21 protein-coding genes are annotated in these 19,186 nt (G+C 53.3%); 5 read left to right on the plus strand and 16 right to left on the minus strand.

Going from position 1 to position 19,186, the window contains the following annotated elements; all coding sequences use genetic code 11:
• Positions 1–11 precede the first annotated feature (11 nt).
• The 4 genes from sixA to AC6I77_RS13245 form a co-directional block, all read right to left on the minus strand.
• Entirely contained in the window at positions 12–494 is a 483-nt protein-coding gene (gene sixA, locus AC6I77_RS13230; protein ID WP_078804627.1) for a phosphohistidine phosphatase SixA, read from the minus strand.
• 224 nt (positions 495–718) lie between these two features.
• Positions 719–2,815, minus strand: a complete 2,097-nt coding sequence (fadJ, locus tag AC6I77_RS13235) for a fatty acid oxidation complex subunit alpha FadJ (protein WP_497817005.1) — start codon at positions 2,813–2,815, stop codon at positions 719–721.
• On the minus strand, positions 2,815–4,125 hold the full coding sequence (fadI, locus tag AC6I77_RS13240) for an acetyl-CoA C-acyltransferase FadI (protein WP_497817006.1): 1,311 nt from the start codon (positions 4,123–4,125) through the stop codon (positions 2,815–2,817). Before fadI ends, fadJ begins: the two co-directional genes overlap by 1 nt.
• Before the next feature lie 158 nt (positions 4,126–4,283).
• Positions 4,284–4,580 (minus strand): YfcZ/YiiS family protein, encoded by a 297-nt coding sequence (locus tag AC6I77_RS13245; protein ID WP_003854289.1) that lies wholly within the window; start codon positions 4,578–4,580, stop codon positions 4,284–4,286.
• A gap of 358 nt (positions 4,581–4,938) precedes the next feature.
• Here AC6I77_RS13245 and fadL point away from each other — a divergent pair, with 358 nt between their 5' ends.
• Entirely contained in the window at positions 4,939–6,222 is a 1,284-nt protein-coding gene (gene fadL, locus AC6I77_RS13250) for a long-chain fatty acid transporter FadL (RefSeq protein WP_008926495.1), read from the plus strand.
• Between the two features lie 317 nt (positions 6,223–6,539).
• On the opposite strand, the gene mlaA is transcribed toward fadL, so the two are convergent.
• From mlaA to ccmA, 10 genes are all read right to left on the minus strand, one after another.
• Entirely contained in the window at positions 6,540–7,304 is a 765-nt protein-coding gene (gene mlaA / locus AC6I77_RS13255) for a phospholipid-binding lipoprotein MlaA (RefSeq protein ID WP_003853085.1), read from the minus strand.
• A 150-nt stretch (positions 7,305–7,454) separates the two neighbouring features.
• The gene (gene ccmI / locus AC6I77_RS13260; protein ID WP_003853087.1) at positions 7,455–8,666 is read right to left on the minus strand and encodes a c-type cytochrome biogenesis protein CcmI; all 1,212 of its coding nucleotides are present in this window, start codon (positions 8,664–8,666) and stop codon (positions 7,455–7,457) included.
• The gene (locus AC6I77_RS13265) at positions 8,666–9,118 is read right to left on the minus strand and encodes a cytochrome c-type biogenesis protein (RefSeq protein WP_003853088.1); all 453 of its coding nucleotides are present in this window, start codon (positions 9,116–9,118) and stop codon (positions 8,666–8,668) included. The genes ccmI and AC6I77_RS13265 overlap by 1 nt, the downstream gene beginning before the upstream one ends.
• The gene (locus AC6I77_RS13270) at positions 9,115–9,672 is read right to left on the minus strand and encodes a DsbE family thiol:disulfide interchange protein (protein ID WP_003853089.1); all 558 of its coding nucleotides are present in this window, start codon (positions 9,670–9,672) and stop codon (positions 9,115–9,117) included. The genes AC6I77_RS13265 and AC6I77_RS13270 overlap by 4 nt, the downstream gene beginning before the upstream one ends.
• On the minus strand, positions 9,669–11,627 hold the full coding sequence (locus AC6I77_RS13275; RefSeq protein ID WP_008926497.1) for a heme lyase CcmF/NrfE family subunit: 1,959 nt from the start codon (positions 11,625–11,627) through the stop codon (positions 9,669–9,671). Before AC6I77_RS13275 ends, AC6I77_RS13270 begins: the two co-directional genes overlap by 4 nt.
• A complete protein-coding gene (gene ccmE / locus AC6I77_RS13280) occupies positions 11,624–12,109 on the minus strand; it encodes a cytochrome c maturation protein CcmE (protein WP_008926498.1) in 486 nt (161 codons plus the stop codon). The genes AC6I77_RS13275 and ccmE overlap by 4 nt, the downstream gene beginning before the upstream one ends.
• Positions 12,106–12,339 carry a heme exporter protein CcmD gene (gene ccmD / locus AC6I77_RS13285; protein WP_003853092.1) on the minus strand — a complete coding sequence of 78 codons (234 nt, stop codon included), beginning with the start codon at positions 12,337–12,339 and terminating at the stop codon, positions 12,106–12,108. The genes ccmE and ccmD overlap by 4 nt, the downstream gene beginning before the upstream one ends.
• Positions 12,336–13,076 carry a heme ABC transporter permease gene (locus AC6I77_RS13290; protein WP_008926499.1) on the minus strand — a complete coding sequence of 247 codons (741 nt, stop codon included), beginning with the start codon at positions 13,074–13,076 and terminating at the stop codon, positions 12,336–12,338. Before AC6I77_RS13290 ends, ccmD begins: the two co-directional genes overlap by 4 nt.
• A 67-nt stretch (positions 13,077–13,143) precedes the next feature.
• Positions 13,144–13,803 (minus strand): heme exporter protein CcmB, encoded by a 660-nt coding sequence (gene ccmB, locus AC6I77_RS13295; protein WP_003853097.1) that lies wholly within the window; start codon positions 13,801–13,803, stop codon positions 13,144–13,146.
• A complete protein-coding gene (gene ccmA, locus AC6I77_RS13300) occupies positions 13,803–14,420 on the minus strand; it encodes a cytochrome c biogenesis heme-transporting ATPase CcmA (protein WP_008926501.1) in 618 nt (205 codons plus the stop codon). The genes ccmB and ccmA overlap by 1 nt, the downstream gene beginning before the upstream one ends.
• Before the next feature lie 242 nt (positions 14,421–14,662).
• Between ccmA and AC6I77_RS13305 the strand changes: the two genes are divergently transcribed.
• From AC6I77_RS13305 to AC6I77_RS13320, 4 genes are all read left to right on the plus strand, one after another.
• Entirely contained in the window at positions 14,663–15,598 is a 936-nt protein-coding gene (locus tag AC6I77_RS13305) for a formate/nitrite transporter family protein (protein ID WP_008926502.1), read from the plus strand.
• A 561-nt stretch (positions 15,599–16,159) separates the two neighbouring features.
• On the plus strand, positions 16,160–16,993 hold the full coding sequence (locus AC6I77_RS13310) for a ParA family protein (RefSeq protein ID WP_497817007.1): 834 nt from the start codon (positions 16,160–16,162) through the stop codon (positions 16,991–16,993).
• A gap of 1 nt (position 16,994) precedes the next feature.
• Positions 16,995–17,396, plus strand: coding sequence for a hypothetical protein (locus AC6I77_RS13315; RefSeq protein ID WP_497817008.1), 402 nt, complete (start codon positions 16,995–16,997; stop codon positions 17,394–17,396).
• Entirely contained in the window at positions 17,397–18,065 is a 669-nt protein-coding gene (locus AC6I77_RS13320; protein WP_497817009.1) for a hypothetical protein, read from the plus strand.
• Between the two features lie 83 nt (positions 18,066–18,148).
• On the opposite strand, the gene AC6I77_RS13325 is transcribed toward AC6I77_RS13320, so the two are convergent.
• Together AC6I77_RS13325 and AC6I77_RS13330 are read right to left on the minus strand one after the other, a co-directional pair.
• Positions 18,149–18,472, minus strand: a complete 324-nt coding sequence (locus AC6I77_RS13325) for a S24/S26 family peptidase (RefSeq protein ID WP_497817010.1) — start codon at positions 18,470–18,472, stop codon at positions 18,149–18,151.
• A gap of 1 nt (position 18,473) precedes the next feature.
• On the minus strand, positions 18,474–18,713 hold the full coding sequence (locus tag AC6I77_RS13330) for a DNA polymerase V (RefSeq protein WP_497817011.1): 240 nt from the start codon (positions 18,711–18,713) through the stop codon (positions 18,474–18,476).
• Between the last annotated feature and the right edge of the window lie 473 nt (positions 18,714–19,186).

A 19,186-nucleotide genomic window follows, 5' to 3' on the forward strand; every position in this document is an offset into this window, starting at 1 on the left:
GCCCACAGACGTCAGATCGCTTTCGCCAGTTTTTTGGGACTGACCTGCCACAGCAATTTACCTGAGCTTGCCGCGGGATCGAACTCCACGCAGGCAATGGCGGAAGTGGCAAACATGGGCGGTGTTTCCTGTGGGCACAGTTCAGAGACTAAATACCCCACCAACGGTAAATGTGAGATCACCAGCGCCGATTTCACGCCTTCATTCGCCAGCGCCTGCAGATAGCACCCTACCATCTCAGGATCGCCACCTGGCGTTAACTCCGGCAGAACGTCCTGGCCTTCCGGCAGGGGAAAGGCTTCACGCACCGTCGCGAGCGTTTGCTGCGCGCGTAAATAGGGACTCACCATTACTCGCTCAATGTCCGGCGTCTGGCTGTTAAGCCAGTTGGCCATTTGACGTGATTCGTTGCAGCCACATAAGGTCAATGGCCTGACTGAATCACTGGCTGCTTCCAGAGCCGCATCGCCGTGACGCATGATAAAAACTTGCATAAAGCACCGCTGTTGTTTGTCGACATCGCCCGACGCGTAGCGCCTGACTCTTCACTCTGCGAATGAACGCTGTGTTTTACCCTAATGGCTTCAGTATAGTCAACCGGTTGTTTATTAAATAAGCACTTCTCAGAATCATGCTGCGCCGCACACTCTGGCGGCGTTTTTCTAAGCCGCTGAATCGGATTGGTTATTCCATTTTCAGCAGAAATGTAAAATTTCGTCTATTTTTTAGCCGCCTCAATCAGCGCGTCACAGGGTGTAAAACGTTCCCCATGTTGCTGCGTAAGCCGGGTTAATCTGTTGACCATTTCCGCCGCGCCCAGTTTGTCCATGTAGTGGAACGGACCACCCAAAAATGGCGGAAAGCCGATGCCAAACACGGCACCGATATCGCCATCGCGCGCGCAGCGGATCACCTGCTCGTCAAGACAGCGGGCCGCCTCATTGAGCATCATCATGACACAGCGTTCAGCAATCTGTGCCTCACTCTGCCTGGCTTTCGGTGTGACCTTCAGCAAAGTGTAAAGTGAGGCGTCAGGTTTTTTACGCTGCCAGCGCGGCTGGTCATAGCGATAAAAGCCTTTGCTGTTTTTACGTCCCTTGCGGCCATCTTTCAGCACCGCATCAAACGCGGCCGGCTCGGCAAAGCGTTCGCCATAGGCCTGATGCAGGATGGGACTGATTTTACTGCCGACGTCGATACCCACCTCATCCAGCAGCTGAATCGGGCCGACCGGAAAACCAAACTTCACCAGCGCCCGATCAATATGGTCGATGGGTTCGCCCTCCAGCAGGCAGCGCATCGCTTCATTTATATAAGGCGTCAGGATGCGGTTAACATAGAAACCCGGCTTGTCCGCCACCACAATCGGGGTTTTGCCCTGGCTGCGTGCCAGTGCCACAATCGTCACCAGCGTTGCGGTTGAGGTGTTCAGATGGGGAATCACTTCCACCAGCGGCATTTTTTCGACCGGACTGAAATAGTGCAGCCCGATGACGTTTTCCGGATGCTGCGCTTTGGCGGCGATCTCTGCGATCGGCAACGAAGAGGTGTTTGAGGCAAACAGCGTGTGCGGCTGGCAGTGTGCTTCCACTTCGCTCACCATCTGCTGCTTCAGCGCTAAATCTTCGAATACGGCTTCGATCACCACATCACGCTGTGAAAAGCCCTGATAATCGGTGCCGCCCGTGATACGAGCCATCTGCTGTTGACGCTGTGCCGGCGTCAGCTGGCGTCGTTTAACCTTTTTACTCAGCAGCTCCCAGCTGGTTTTCAGCGCATGGTTTACCCCTTCCAGGCTGATATCTTTGATGCGCACCGGCAAGCCCGCGTTGATGGCGGTGACGCTGGCGATGCCGCCGCCCATCAGGCCACCGCCGAGAATAGCGACGCTTTTCACCGCGGCAGGCTCCGCGTCTCCGCCCCGCTCTTTCTTCATGGCCGTTGTCGCGAAGAAGATGCCGCGCAGCGCAACGGATTCTGGCGTCATCGCCAGTTCACCAAAGGCACGCGCTTCAGCATCATGTCCTGCCCGGCTGCCCTGTTCCAGCCCGATGCGCACCACCTCAATAATGCGATTTGCCGCCGGATAATTGCCCTGGGTTTTGGCAGCTGTCTGACGGCTCGCCAGGGCAAACAGTGCCTGACGGCCAATCGGGCCATGCAGCAGACGGTCGCGCAGCGGCAGCGTTCGTCCGCTGACCTTGCCCTTTTTCACACGGGCGATGGCGGTCTCCAGCAGAATCGCCTGCGGCACCGCGTCATCAACCACACCCAGCTTACGTGCCTGTTTAGCCCGCAGCGTTTTGCCAGTCAGAATCAGCGGCAGCGCCTGCTGCACGCCGATTAAGCGTGGCAGCCGCTGAGTGCCGCCAGAGCCTGGCAGCAAGCCGAGCTGTACCTCCGGTAATCCGAGCCGGGTTTTATCATCCAGCGAACAGATACGTGCATCGCAGGCCAGCGCCAGCTCCAGTCCGCCGCCGAGGCAGGCACCGTGGATGGCTGCAACCACCGGGAACGGCAGCGCGTCGAGCGCAGCCATCACTTCCTGGCCCTGTTTTGCCAGCGCTTCAGCTTCCTGCGCGCTCTTGCAGCGGTCGATCATGCTGATGTCCGCACCCGCAATGAAGTTATCCGGCTTGCCGGAAATCAGCACCAGGCCAGCCAGCTTTGGATCGCGCCGCGCCTCCGCAATAATCGCGGTGATCTGCCCGGCAAATTCCGCTTTCAGGGTGTTCATTTTCTCATCAGGGACATCAATCGTGATGATGCCGACGTGATCCAGTCGCATCTTCAGATGAAACGCATTCTGCTCCATTATTCGGCCTCCAGAACCATTGCCGCACCCAGACCACCTGCTGCACAGGCAGTGACCAGTCCTAACCCGCCACCCCGGCGGCGTAATTCGTTCAGCGTCTGGGTAATCATGCGCGCGCCCGTGGCGGCGAAAGGATGACCATAGGCGATTGAACCGCCCAGCACGTTAAAGCGCTCTTCATTCACTTCGCCCAGCGCATGCGGACGATTCAGTACCTCACGTGCAAAGCGCTCATCGCGAAACATCTGCAGGTTGCTCAGCGTCTGGGCGGCAAACGCTTCATGCATATCGATCAGCGTCAGATCGGCCAGGGTCACGCCAGCGCGATCCAGGGACAGTGGTGAAGCGTACGCCGGACCCAGCAGCATATCCTGCTGCACCCCGATAGCGGAAAAAGCGTAGCTGCGCAGATAACCCAGCGGTCTGATACCCAGCTCGCGGGCGCGGCCCTCGCGCATCAGAATCACCGCGGCCGCGCCGTCGGTGAGTGGCGTACTGTTGGCCGCAGTAACACTACCGTGCTGGCGATCAAATGCCGGACGCAGTCGGGCGTAATCCTCCGCTTTGGCATTCATACGGACGTTATTGTCCTGATCGATAGCGGTTTTCCACGGCGGCACAAAAGCGGCCATCACTTCCTGATTCAGTACCCCGGATTGCCAGGCTCGGGCGGCATGCTGATGGGATCGCAGTGCCAGCGCATCCTGTGCTTCACGGGTAATGCCGTGACTCTTCGCCATCTGTTCGGCTGTGTCGCCCATGCGCAGGCCGGTGGAATACTCCGCCACTGCGGGTGGCACCGGCAGCAGATCGCGTGGGCGCAGACGTCGCAGGATCTGCAGTTTCTGCCCGACGCTGCGGGCTTTATTGAGATCCACCAGCGCACGCGCCAGCGTTTTACTGACACCGATTGGCAGCACTGAAGAGGAGTCAGCCCCACCCGCGATGCCCGCAGAGATGGTGCCCGCCATCAGACTTTCTGCCACATTCGCTACCGCCTGAAAACTGGTGGCGCAGGCACGGCTAACACTGTAAGCGTCGGTATGTACATTCAGCCCGCTGCTTAAAACAATTTCCCGCGCAATGTTCGGCGCTTCCGGCATCTGCACGACCTGCCCAAAGACCAGTTGCTCTATCACTTCAGCGGGAAGTTCACTGCGCGCCATTAATTCGCTGACCACCATACGTCCCAGTTCAATGGCGGGAATGCCATGAAAGCCGGTCGCCTGGCGCAGGAAAGGGGTGCGTAACCCATGGGTTATTGCGATGCGTTCACCATCACGCGTCAGCAGCGGCTGCGCTTTGCTCATTATTCTCACCTGTGGCTGGGACTGTGGCATCATTGCCTGAAGAGGTCTGACCTGATCAGTGTTAACCACAAGCGGGTGAGCCGCCAATATCGGAAAGGAAAAAGTGCGAAGGGAAACACGAAAATGAAAAACGCCGCATGTACGCGGCGCTTAGAGATTTAACGCAAACCGAGCTGAAAAATCAGGGTTTCAGCCTGGCAGCTGAAGGTGAAATCGACATCGAGCTGTACGCCCTGATTTACTTCGCTGAAGCGCGATTCAATCACACAGGGTTCTGATTCAACCTCACGCGCGCGCTGGGTAAGTTGCGCTAATTTCGCTTCCGCATCGGCACGCTGAGCAAACCATTCTGACCAGCTTGCAGTGCAATCGGTGTTATCCATCACTGTGCCCACATCAACACAGCAACAGGCTGCGGTTTCGGTCGCACTGCATTTTTTAATGGCATCAGTCATTTCATTCTCCTGACCAGCATTCTGGCGGTTTGCGCGATTTTATGACCGAAATTTTACCTGCTTGCCCAAAAATGCGCCACGCGTATGGCCCTAAGTGACGAATATCACAATAAAAATTGATCCAGAACAAACTGGAATCGGTATGCTGTGCAGAATTAGGGCTGTTTTGTTAAGCAGATCGAATTTTAAGCGATCAATTCTGAAATATTTGAAAAACAATATTGCAACATGCACACAGGTCGGACCTATACTCTCCGCACTGGTCTGATATGTGCGCTTTACATCAGTCCCTACAATCCGCCGTCCTTTGTTACGCGACGTTATAGCGTTAAATAATAATTCACATGAGGTTGTGGTCATGAACCATAAAAACCTGTTTGCAAAGTCAGCCGTGGCGGCTGCAGTGGCGCTTGTCTCTTCACACGTTTACGCAGCTGGATTTCAGTTAAATGAATTCTCTACGATTGGTTTAGGTCGCGCATATTCAGGCGAAGGGGCAATGGGCGATACGGCGGCGTCAGCCAGCCGTAACCCGGCGACGATGGCATTAATGGATCGTCCTGAATTTTCACTCGGTGCGGTTTATATTGCGCCAGATGTCAACATCAGTGGTCGCAGTCCCAGCGGACGCAGCCTGGATGCCAATAATATTGCCCCGAATCAGTGGATCCCCAATATTCATTACGTTCAGCCTATTAACGATCAGTGGTGGATTGGCGCATCTGCAACGTCAAATTATGGCTTAGCCACAGAGTTTAATAATGGCTACACCGCAGGCGGTTACGGGGGTAAAACCGACCTGATGACCGGCAATTTCAATCTCAGCACCGCCTATCGTCTGAATGATCATTTTAGTGTGGGTGTGGGTTTTGATGCGGTTTACGCCAAAGCCAAAATTGAACGCTATGCAGGTGAATCAGGCGCGAGGCTGGGTATTCCGGCTGATACCCAGGTGGCCCATCTGAAAGGCGATAAGTGGGGCTACGGCTGGAATGCCGGTGTCCTGTATGAAGTGGATGAAAATAACCGCTTCGGCTTTACCTACCGTTCAGAAGTTAAAATTGATTTCGATGGCGATTATAAGAGCAACCTCTCATCACGGCTGAATGCGTTTAATGATCCGACCGTGACCGGTGTTCCTGATGGCACCAACGGCACGACCGTTCCGGGGGCATTAACCCTGAATCTGCCGGAGATGTGGGAAGTGTCGGGCTGGCATAAAGTGGCACCGCAGTGGGCGGTTCACTACAGCCTGGCGTACACCAGCTGGAGTCAGTTCCAGGAGCTGAAAGCGACCGGTTCAAACGGCCAGACGCTGTTCTATAAAGATGAAAGCTTCCACGATGCGTACCGCATTGCGCTGGGCACGACCTATTCCTACGACAAGAACTGGACTTTCCGTACCGGTATTGCGTTTGATGACAGCCCGGTGCCAGCAGATAAGCGTTCTATCTCTATTCCGGACCAGGATCGTTTGTGGCTAAGTGCCGGTACCTCTTATGCCTTTAACGATAATGCCTCTGTTGATTTAGGCATCTCTTATATGCACGGACAGAAAGTGACGGTGAAAGAAGGTCCTTATACCTTTACCTCTGAAGGTAAGGCCTGGCTTTACGGCGCGAACTTTAACTACAAGTTCTGATGAAATAGCACGATCAAAAAGGGCGACTCTGGTGAGTCGCCCTTTTTTGTGGCGGCGGGTCGCTGGCTGGCTCAGGGAGCATGCGCCCTTTGCAAAGACGCAAAACCCGCCATACCTGACTGCTCAGCGTGGGCGATTACGCACCTCATCCCTGAGATGCGCCCGCTGCCGGGCCAACGCTTTGCGTTGTTTAAAAACGCTCCCGGCGTTTTTATCCATGGCCCGCGATGCTTTGTTCCGGGCGTATGCTCCCATCACTTCAGCTGCTGTGCGCTCTGCAGAAAAACACAGCGACACGCAGGCAGGGGATCCTGCATTTACTGCGCGTCGATATCCTTCAGGTCATCCTGAATCGCGGCTGCGTTAGGGTTGTCTTCCGGCTTGAGCTTGCCACCGCGCGCCAGGAAGTCGTGACGCTGGAAGTAAGCGTTACGAATAAAGGCATACGGATCGCTCTGCTGTTTCAGGATCGCATCAGAATCCAGCAGCTGCGCACGGGTCTCGATCCCTTCAAGTGTCCATTTACCGATCGACATCGGCCAGGTCAGCCAGCCAAGAATCGGATAGAGGGTATCAACGTAGTCGCCGCCATCCTGACGAACCGTAAAGCTGCCATAGGCAGGCAGTTCAACGTAAGGACCATAGCCAACGCCGTAATGACCCAGCGTAGTACCGAAACGGTGCGGCTCTTCACGCGCCAGTTCCGGGTTCGCTTTACCGGCAACGTCAATGAAACCGCCCAGGCCCAGCACGCTGTTCAGGAAGAAACGGGTAAAGTGAATACCCGCATCGCGCCCGTCACCCACCAGGATGGCGTTGACCATGCTGGCAGGTTCTTCCAGGTTGCCAAGGAAATTGCTCAGGCCGGTACGTGCCGGAACCGGCACATAATCGCGCCAGGCGACAGCGACCGGACGTAACACATACGGATCCAGCACATTGTAGTTAAAGTTAAACATCGTGCGGTTAAAGCCTTCGAATGGATCGCTGCGCCCGGCAGGATCGCTATTCGCGGGCTTTGAACTGGCACAACCCACCAGAAGGACGCTGGCCACAGCCAGGCTGGTCAGGCGATAATTCATTCCAATCTCCCTGTGCGGATGAAAAAGGTCTACCCATCGTTCAGGTCACAGCCCGGAGTCGAATCGGCTTACCCGATGAGCATAGCTGACTTTGTGCCAGAGGCAGCAGGCAATGGCACGCATCATTGTTAACATTATCAATTTTTACGTTCAGGGAAGCTGCTTATTGATCTCTACCGCGATGGACTGATGCCCATCCCAGGGCGTTACGGCGCTCAGCCCCAGCCAGTCACCCGGCTGCGGATTGGCGCTGCCATCGCGTGAAACGCGCACCCTTACTGCGACCTGATGCTGCGCCGACAGCAGGCGATCTGGCATCATGGCGTTACTGTCATCCAGCGTCAGCGTCAGCGGGAAATGACTCAGCGGCATCCGCTTAACCGCCACCGGCACGGGTGAATCCCCGTCAGAAACCGAAATATACAACACTCCGTCTGGCGGTAACATTTTTTCTGCCTCAGGTGTCAGCGTCACGGTCAGCGCCAGCTGACGACTCTGCTGCCCTGCCTCACTTCTGGCCTTTTCAATGCTGCGGGCGATCATCGCGTGCCGCTTGTCATCGGCAGGCAACAGAGCTAAAAGCGTCTGCCATGCGTCGATAGCCTGATCGTATTGCTGCTGTCCGTAAGCATTAAACGCCAGCAGGCTCAGCGTCCGCAGGTTGTGCGGATCTGCTTTCAGCAATGATTGCAGCAGCAGTGACGCCTGCCGGTTATCCTGCGGGTCAGAAGATCGCGTCAGAACCTCTGCATAATCCTGTTTGAGCGCCAGATCGTTGGGGGCCAGCTGTAAAGCATGCTCAAAGGCCTGACTGGCGATCTCTGTATTATTCAGCACCATGCCGAGCCGCCCCAGCATCGTCCAGTCGGCCAGATTATCCGGTTCTGTTTGCAACGCGGTACGCAATCCGAGCTCTAAACGCGCCAGCTCTTCCATGCTCAGCGGTTTAGCGCCAGGGTCCATCAGACGGGCACGCAGCTCAGGATACGCCTGCTGCACCTGCATCCAGCCAGTGAATTGTGCCAGGCCGCCGGTTTTCAGATAAGTGCCCAACGAGACCGCAATCAGTACAATCAGGCCTGGCAGCAAAATCCAGCGGCTGCTGGTGTGTGATTGCATTGCCTGTGACGGCGGAATATCCGCCAGTAGTGTCTGCTGTAATTCCCGCTCCATCAGCGGACGTTCAGCGACCACGCCCTGCGCTTCATCCTGCGCCAGCTCATCTATGCGCTGATGGTAGAAGCGCTGATTAAGACGATCGCGATCGCCTGTGCTGGCCTGACGTTGCCGCCAGCCCGCCGCCATAAACAGCGTGCAGGCTGCCAGCAGTAACAGAAAAAGGGTGATCCAAAATGCACTCATTACGGCTTCCTGTCTGACTTCAGTAGCGCATTAAGACGCTGTTGCTCATCTTCATCCAGCTCGCTGCGGGTTTTACGCTGACGGCTGCGCAGGATGATCACCGCGCCGCCCAGTAGCGCAAACAGCGCCGGGCCCGCCCAGAGAATCAGGGTGGAGGGCGTGACCGGGGGCGAATAGCTGACGAAATTGCCGTAACGCGCCACCATATAGTCGATGATCTGCTGCCGACTCTGGCCCTGCTTCATCAGCTCGTAGACTTTTAATCGCATGTCGGCGGCAATCATGGCATTCGAGTCGGCGATGCTGTTGTTCTGACATTTCGGACAACGCAATGACGCAGTCAGGTCACGGTATTGCTCTTCCTGGGCTACCGAGTCAAATTGCAGCGTGTCGATGGTCGCCCAGAGATTGATGCTGAACAGCAAGCCGCAGAGCAGTAACAGCGTTCTCATGATCCCGCCTCCGCGCTGTATTTCATCCACAACGGTTTCACTTCCTGCTCCCAGACACGCGCATTCAGATCGCCCGCATGGCGATAACGAATGATTCCTTTGCCGTCGATCAGGAAGGTTTCCGGCGCGCCATAGACACCAAGATCGAGTCCCAGCATACCGTTGCCATCATAAAGACTCAGCGCATAGGGATTGCCCAGCGTGTTCAGCCAGTTAACGGCCTTGCGTCGATCGTCTTTGTAGTTCAGCCCCACCACGCGGATGCCCTGCTCCGCCAGCGTATTCAGATACTGATGCTCTGCGCGGCAGGTCGGACACCAGGTCGCCCAGACATTCAGCAACATCGGCTTGCCATCCGTCAGCACATGCTGATCGTAGATTTTGCCCGGCTGATCCAGTGCTTCCAGCCGGAACAGCGGCACCGGTTTGCCAATCAGCGCAGATTCGAGTCGGGTCGGATCGTCACCCTCGGCATTGCGGGTCAGCTGCCACAGCAGCGCCGCCGCCAGCAGCAGAAACAGCATCAGGGGAATAAACAGGATTTTCTTATTCATGTCCGCGCCTCCGTTTCCGCTTTTTTGCGCGAACGGTAGCGGGGATCGAACAGGCAGAATAGGCCACCCAGCGCCATCAGTGCGCCACCGAACCAGATCCAGCGAACAAAGGGTTTGTAGTAAATGCGCACGGCCCAGCTGTCATCATCCAGCTCTTCGCCCAGCGCCGCATAGAGATCGCGGCTGAAACCGCCATCGATCGCCGCTTCAGTCATCATGGTGCGGGCAGCGGTGTAAAAGCGTTTTTCCGCCTGCAGTGTTGCTTCATGTTTGCCGTTGCGGGTGACATCGATAATACCCATGCCGCCGCTGTAGTTCGGCCCCTGCAGATTCTGCACACCACGGAAGACAAAGTGATAGTGATGAATATCGACACTATCGCCTGCTTTCATCCGCACATCGCGCTCCACGCTGTACTGCGTGCTGAATGCAATGCCAATCACCGTGACCCCTACGCCCAGATGGCCCAGCACCATGCCCCAGTGACTGCGTGACAGATGACGTAATCCGGCAAAGAACGGGTGACGATGGGTGGCGCGTTCGTGCAGCTCCAGCAGTGTCAGTACAATAATCCAGAGCGACATCAGCAGGCCAACCACGGTCATCGCCTCAATGCGATCCTGCAACCACCAGGGAATGATCATGGAACAGGCCAGGGTCACGATCAGCGCCAGTGCCAGCCGTTTTGCCAGCTTTTGCGGTTCATCGCGACGCCAGCGCACCAGCGGTCCGATTCCCATCAGTAGCGCAAACGGCGCCATCAGCCAGCTGAACATGGTGTTGAAGAACGGCTCGCCGACCGAAATGCTGCCCAGCCCCAGTTGCTTATGTACCAGTGGCAACAGCGTGCCGAGCAGGACCACCAGCATTGCGGCAATCAACAGCACATTATTGCCAAGCAAAAATGATTCGCGCGACCAGGTTTCATTCTGTACCCGGCCACGCACCTGCCCGCCTTTGATGGCGTAAAGCAGCAGCGAGCTGCCGATGACAATCACCAGAAACGCGAGGATAAACATCCCGCGCGCCGGATCGGAGGCGAAGGAATGCACCGACACCAGCACCCCGGATCGCACCAGGAACGTCCCCAGCAGGCTCAGCGAAAAGGCCGTAATCGCCAGCAGCACAGTCCACGCTTTGAAGGTGCCACGCTTTTCCGTGACTGCCAGCGAGTGCATCAGAGCGGTGCCCGCCAGCCACGGCATAAACGACGCATTTTCAACCGGATCCCAGAACCACCAGCCGCCCCAGCCCAGCTCGTAATAGGCCCACGCCGATCCCAGCACAATGCCAATGGTCAGGAAGACCCAGGCCGCAGTCGTCCACGGGCGTGACCAGCGCGCCCAGGCGGTATCCAGCCGGCCAGCCATCAGTGAGGCGATGGCAAACGCAAAGGCCACCGAAAAGCCGACATAGCCCATATAGAGCAGCGGCGGATGGAAGATCAGGCCGATATCCTGCAGCATGGGATTCAGGTCATGGCCGTCTATCGGGAAGTCCGGCAGCGTGCGGCCAAACGGATTCGACGTCAGCAGGATAAACAGCAGGAAGCCAAGATTGATCATCCCCATCACTGCCAGCACGCGTGCCAGCGCATCCTGCGGCATACCGCGACTGAATATCGCCACCGCCAGTGTCCAGGTGCTCAGCAGCAACACCCACAACAGCAGCGATCCTTCATGTGCGCCCCAGGTGGCGGCGATGCGATAGTAAACCGGCAGCAGGCTGTTAGAGTTGGTGACGACATAGGCAACGGTAAAGTCGTTGCTGATAAAGGCCCAGACCAGCAGTGCAAACGCCGCAGCGATACAGACAAACAGACCCGAGGCCAGCGGACGCGCCATCGCCATCAGGCGGGCATCCTGGCGCACCGCGCCCCACAGTGGATAGCTGCTCAGCAACAGGGAGAGGCCCAGCGCCAGGCAGAGCAGAAAAGTTCCGATTTCGGGCATCATGATGATTTATTTCCCACCTGATAGCGCGACTGCGGGCCGGTTTGATCACTCTTCATCGCGTTTTCAATCTCCGGCGGCGTATATTTCTCATCATGTTTTGCCAGAACCTCTTTGGCGATCACCTGGTTGCCCGCCGCCAGCACGCCCTGCGCGACAACGCCCTGCCCTTCACGGAACAGGTCCGGCAGGATCCCTTCAAAACTGACGCTGACCACACCACGCGCATCATAAAGTTTGAACGACACAGCCAGCGTTTTCGGATCGCGCCGGACGCTGCCGGGCATCACCATGCCACCGACGCGCAGCCGCTGTCCCGCTTCGGGCTTCTCGTGCGCCTCCCCTTTGCCGTAGAGGATTTCGCCTGGGGTATAGAAGAGATCGATGTTTGAGCGCAGCGCATACATCACCAGCGCGGTGGCCAGGCCAAGACCGAGCAGGATCGCCAGGGCCGCATAAAGGCGGTTGCGTCGACGGATATTCACAACTTCTCTCCTGCCGCTTCAGCCGCGGCTTTTTTCGATTTTGCTGCCCGGATGCGACGTTCACGTGCGTCACGCTGGCGAATCTCCGCCAGCAAACGGCGGCGCAGTAACAGGGTATGCAGCGTCAGGCCGATCAGTGAAAGCAGCGTGCAGGCCACCGCCAGCCAGACGTAGAAAGCGTAACCGCCCATCGCAAAGAAAGCGTGCCAGGAGGAAAAGGCTGGAGTCATGCCTGCTCCCCCCGCTTCGCCACATCAATCGCCCAGGGACGATGACGTTCGGTTAACAGAATCAGGTTACGCAGTCGCATCAGCGTCAGCGTAATAAAGACCAGCAGATAGCCGAGGATTGCCCAGCGCAGCGGCGTGCGCATGACCGGCGCAATCGCCTGCTGGAGAATGCCCGACGAGCCCTGATGCAGGGTATTCCACCACTGCACGGAGAAGTGAATGATTGGCAGATTGACCACGCCGACCAGAATCAAAATACCCGCTGCCCGGCCTGCGGTGCGGCGGTCATCAAAAGCGTGATACAGCGCAATCACGCCCATATAGAGGAACAGCAGTACCAGCTCTGATGTGAGGCGGGCATCCCAGATCCACCAGGTGCCCCACATCGGCTTGCCCCATGCCGAGCCAGTGACCAGCGCAATAAAGGTAAAAACCGCACCCACCGGAGCCATGGCGGCGGAAACCAGATCGGCCATTTTCATCTGCCACACCAGGCCGATAAAGGCGGCGATGGCCATTGAAGCATAAACCCCCATCGACCACATCGCAGCGGGCACATGAATGTACATGATGCGGAAGCTGTCGCCCTGCTGATAGTCAGCGGGTGCGTATCCGAATCCCCAGACCCAGCCCAGCAGCAACGCCGCCAGCCCGGCGATGGCGAACCACGGAACCAGTCGCCCCGAAAACTGATAAAGCCGTTCGGGTCTGGCCAGCTGATGTAACGCTTTCCACATATCAAATGCTCACATTAACGATAAAAGAGTGTTGCCGCGTCTTGTACGCGCGGTTATTGCAAAGTGGCTATTGCAACGTGATGCGTAGCGCCGCCGCCGTAGCAAACGGCGCGAGTGTCGCACTGCCCACCAACATAGCGCCAAGAATCGCCAGATAGCCGCCAATCGGCAACCCCTGACTGGCCGCCTCCATCGCCGCACTGGCGAAGATTAAAACCGGAATAGCCAGCGGTAATACCAGCAGGCTCAGCAGCACGCCGCCGCGCCGTAAACCCACCGTCAGACCCACGCCAATCGCACCGAGAAAACTCAGGGTTGGCGTACCCAGCAACAGCGTCAGGGCCATTGCCCGCCAGCCATTAAAATCCAGTGACAGCAGCAGCGCGGCCAGCGGCGACAGGATAATCAGTGGCACGCCAGTGACCAGCCAGTGCGCCACCACCTTGCCGATAACCGTTACCGGCAGCGGCGTCGGCAGCAACACCAGTTGCTCCAGCGAGCCATCGCTGAAGTCATCACGGAACAGACGCTCCAGCGCCAGCAGCGACGCCAGCAGCGCAGCAACCCAGGCAACGCCCGGTGCAATGCGAGCCAGCTGTTGCGGGTCCGGTCCGATACCTAAAGGAAACAGGGTAATGACGATCAGGAAAAACCAGAGTGGATTGACGACATCCGCGCCGCCACGAAAGGCGATGCGTAATTCACGCTGGATGAGGCGAAACAGCATCACTCTGCCTCCACATCGCCGAGGCGAATTTTACGCACCCGCGCTGCCTCTGCAGGCAAATCCTGATGGGTGGTCAGGATCACTGCACCGCCGTTATCGGCATGCCGGGCGAACTGCGCCATTAATTTTTCAATACCCGCTTTGTCGATGGCGGTCAGCGGCTCGTCAAGAATCCATAGGCGAGCCTGACTGAGCCACAGACGTGCCAGCGCTACCCGACGCTGCTGCCCTGCCGACAACCGGCTGACGGGCACCTCTTCGTCGCCCGTGAGATCGACACTTTCCAGCGCAGCAAAAATCTGCGCATTACTGCAATCGGGATGGTAAAAGCGCAGATTTTCCAGTGGCGTGAGCACGCCTTTGACGCCGGGCTGATGACCCAGATAGAGCATTGCCTGATGCCAGCTTTCACGCTGACGCAGGATCGACTGCTGCTGCCAGCGTATTTCACCCTCTTCAGGACGGCTCAGCCCGGCCAGCAGGCGCAGCAACGAGGTTTTACCGGCACCATTGGGGCCTTCAATCTGCACAATGTCACCTGCGGATACGCGAAATGAGAGCCGCCGGAACAGCGACCGTTCGTCGTATGCACAAGTGAGTGTAATGATTTCCAGCATTGAAGGGGGAGTCGCACCAGCTAAAAGTGGCCGGGATATTACCACAATGTTGCTGTGGGCCGAAGTGTGAGCCAGCGCTCAGTTTCGCTGGTAAGGGATTATTCGTGCGTTTTCATCAGCAGTCTGAATAAAAATGCAGTTCCGAAAAACGTTGTTACGCTTATTCGCATCGGACGTTACATTTCCGGCAAATAAAAAACGGCTACGCTTATAACGTTACAGCACTATCACCAGGAGAAAATATGAAGCCTTCATCAGGTAATGAGCAGGGTCCTAACGACGTAGAGAGCGAAGAGAAGGACAAGGGCACTGACATCGAAGTTGATGAGGAGGCTTTACCCTCCCGCGCGGCTGCGATTCATGAAGAGATTCGCCAGGATGGAGAAAAGGAGCTGGAGCGCGACGGTATGGCGCTGCTCTGGTCAGCTATCGCGGCAGGCTTATCCATGGGTGCCTCGCTGATGGCTAAAGGGATATTTAAGGTACATCTGGATGGCGTACCGGGCGCTTTCCTGCTGGAAAATCTCGGTTATACCTTTGGTTTTGTTATCGTCATTATGGCGCGCCAGCAGCTGTTTACTGAAAATACCGTTACCGCCGTATTACCGGTGATGCACAAACCCACCTGGGGTAACACGGGCCTGCTGTTACGGTTATGGAGCATTGTGTTGCTGGGTAACCTGATTGGTACAGCGCTGGGTGCGCTGGCCTTCAATGAGATGCCGATTTTTGACGAGGCCACCCGCCAGGCGTTTACCGACATCAGCATGAAGGTCATGGAAAACACGCCAGGCGAGATGTTTGCCAATGCGGTCATTTCCGGCTGGATTATCGCCACCATGGTCTGGATGTTCCCCTCTGCGGGCGGCGCGAAACTGCTGGTGATTGTGATGATGACCTGGCTGGTTGCGCTGGGCGACCTGGCGCACATTGTCGTGGGCTCAGTAGAAGTGCTCTATCTGGTGTTTAACGGCAGCATTAGCTGGCATGAATTCCTGTGGCCGTTTGCCCTGCCGACGCTGCTCGGCAACATCACTGGCGGCACCCTGATTTTTGCGTTGATCAGCCATGCACAGATTCGCAATGACATGAGTGAAGCCGCTGTGGCCAAAGCAAAAGCTGAGAAGCGGAAGCAGGAAAAACGCCGCCAGCGTGAAGAGAAGGAAAACGCGGAATAAATGGCAAGGGCAGACAAGGCTGATTTACCGGTTTTGTCTGCCTTTCAGGCATGCTGGCTGAACCTTTGATATTGAGATCAAACCGTCAGGCTAAAGCAGAGAATCTTTTCAGCGTGAACGATCTGCACGCGTCATGTTTAATTGCGTTCAGTGCAGAAAATCGGGATTGCTGGCGGAATGAGCAAACGCGCGGCAACCTGGTGAATTTTCAGGACTGTTTCGCTATACTGCACGCCGCTGTCCTCTTAGTTAAATGGATACAGAAGAAAATAATTTAATTAAATGATTTTATTGGATTATTTTTTAAAGATTGCATTTAATGGTACGCATTTATGTACACAAAAATCTGATTATTTTTCCTTTTTGGTCTTTAGAGTCCTAACTCCATACTTCAAATATCTACTCAAAAAAGCTCATGGATATGAGCTAAAAACCCTGATAAATACACAGTTTCAATATTTTAATGATTTGCTATATGATGTTTTTATAAAGCCACGCCATATGACTTACAGGCTTTAGATTAAAAATTTACTTTAATTTTATTTCAAGGATTGGAATTATATGTCTGCTCCAGTTATAAGTTTTATAAATATGAAGGGTGGTGTTGGTAAAACAACGCTATGTGTTGGGATTGGAGAATACCTCGCTAATTATCTTGAAAAGAAAATCTTAATCATTGATATTGATCCTCAATTCAATGCCACCCAATCGGTACTGAACAAGTACAATAGAGTAGAAGAATACGTTAATACCCTGCAAAAAGAGAAAAAAACCATTCGAAGGATTTTTGAAACCCCTTCATCAATAATGGAACAGGCTAAAAGAGTTTCAGTAGAGGACGTTATAACCAAATTTTCTGATGGTCTAGACGTCATCTTAGGCGACATGGATATTATTTTTGACACCTCTCAAGAAGCTGTTAGGATTCAAAAAATAAAGAGATTCATTGACGACAATAATTTGAAAGAAAGCTACGATTATATTTTAATAGACAGCCCCCCTACAGTGTCATTATTTACCGATGCCGCTCTTGTTGCATCCAATTACTATCTTGTTCCTGTAAAGATTGATCATTATTCAGTTTTAGGCGCTACTAGCTTAATAAGTGTAGTTGGTAATTTGCAGCACAATCACAACCCAAATATCAAACATATGGGTTTCGTTTATACAAGCACAGATGAACGATTCACCGAAAAAACATCTAGAATTAAGGAAGAGTTTGAAGCCACCCCCCCTTTCGATGAGTTATACTTCTTTACCAACAGATTGTCATTCGTTCGCAATCTCATGGTTGGGAATCAAGGTAACATACCATCAAGTTATCAAAAATCTAGAAATGAGATTGATTTAATTTGCAGAGAATTCATTGAAAGATTAGAGGCGCTGGAGGATTAAAATGGATAACTATAAAGAGTTAAAGCAGATACAAATGCTATATACAAATAAGAAGATATCCAAAGAAGTGCTTATAGGATCTGTAGTTTCACTAATTTTAAATAAGAAAATATTAAAATCAAACATAGAAGCTTCAGATTTTATAAAATTTGTTTTCCAGACAGACATGCCCCTATACGCCTCTCGGTCAAGGACAGTTATGGTGGCTAAAATCTGTAGAAAAATTTTTGATTCCAATGAAAAGGAGGTTCAAAACTACGCAAATAAAACTTACAGCATCATTAAAGAAATTCTCAATGATTACTCTGTATTAGAGAAAAACGATAAGCTCATTAAAGATAAAAACAATTCTTTGACCAATATGTCTAAATGGATCCATGGTATTATCAGGAGGGGTGAGTAAATGTTAACCACTCATCCCTTTAATAGCAAAAGTGATGTTTCTGATTTTGTCGCGCACATTAAAAATGAACAAAGAACCACACAAGACGTTAACTTGCTTACAAGTATTTTCAAGTTAGCCTTTCTCATGAACGTAATTGTTGAGAACAATGTACGACTTCATCATAAAAGTTACATTAGTGGAATAACTTATGACATTCTTAATTCTGTGATCGCAATCATTGATCATAAGGAGCGATATCTTTATTTAAATATTAGGTCAATGATCGAGCACATCGCAAGGATTGCTCTTGATAAGTGTTACAACGGGAGTGACTTTGATGGGACAGTTCGCAGAAAAGACTTCGATTATTTAAAAAAAGAAAGAGCCGCCGAAAACTGGAAGTACATGCATGAAAACTACACAAAAGCTTGTCAGTTTATTCACTCTTCTCCTGAGGTGAAGCTGAATATAAAGGCAAAATTCATGGATTTGTTATCTAACGATTCTTCGACAAAACCATCTAAACAAATCATACACTTACAAAAAATAGTTTCCGCTCTAAGCCTGATATTTATAAAGTATTACGAATTAGAGATATCCAGCGTCTTTTATAGAAGCCAAGGCGAGTTGAAATATATTTTAGGCGCATCTTTGTATAAGGAATATGAGTCGTTTGCAAAAAGGTAATTTTATCTTAAAGATGAGCGTTAAACTCATTTCTGTAATTACACTAAAAAGCAGCTTAAGTGCTGCTTTTTAATTATATATAGTTATATGGGTAGCCAGTCAGCATCGTAAACGTCCAGTACTTCGAACGTCACAACACCGAGCATAACCACCCCTTCCAGCGATTCCCCGTGGATCGTCTCACCGTCCGAAGTGATGATGCTTGAACTATACAGTTTTCCCAGTTGTGGATAGTCATCGAACTGGAACGCGACTATATCGCCAGGCTTAGCAGCTAACGAGCGATCAACCAGCACGAACCCCTCTGGTGTATCAACACGAATCATGTTTCCCGGATTCGGCATCAGGATGTTGTTCAGGTTTAGGCGCTGCTCAATGTAATCAGTAGCCGGTGATGGGAATCCCATGTCAGATACCCCCGTTCGGGTTGAACTGGTGGTATGTCTTGGCTTCACCCTCTTGAGTGGAGGCATCTCGGAACGTTGTCGTATTGTTTTTTATCCACTGATTGGCCTCACGCAGACTGAAGTGCCAGTTAACCCTCTCCAGCTCCCTGACGAACGCCTGCGTGGTGACGACATAGCGGCCAGATGGCTCTCGTTTAATAGCGCTGACAAATGCGTCTTTGATTTCGTAGTCACGCGGCATGATAAATCCTCCTCTGATAAATACTGTACATATAAACAGTAATATCGATCGGTGGATTTGATCAAGTCGAAGCAGGTCACAGATTTGTAAAGAGATTGAGGGCAAAGGTTTTTTAATCAGACGGGTAGGATGATGATTTACTAATCTTAAATTAACCACCCCGAGCATATTGAGATGGACGCGCGGCTAACGCATACCCCGTCGCCGGGGATTTCCTATTCACACCAATGAGTCATCATGCTTTCTATCCCGGGTCAACTCTGAGCACCTACTCCTGCACAGGGCGGACGCAAATCCGCTCTGTACATTTTTTGCCCCTTAAGCACAAAAAATCAAGAAAAATAAGATTACACCTATATTCAATAAGTTTATTTAACTGGACTGGATTTTCATTATCTCTCAGAGTAAGGCACAGAGAGTGTCAACATGCTCTCTCTCCTCTAAAAAAAGCCTCACCTTTCGCCGCGCCGATG

It is taken from the genome of Pantoea sp. X-Soil-ISGK-259 (assembly GCF_059730705.1).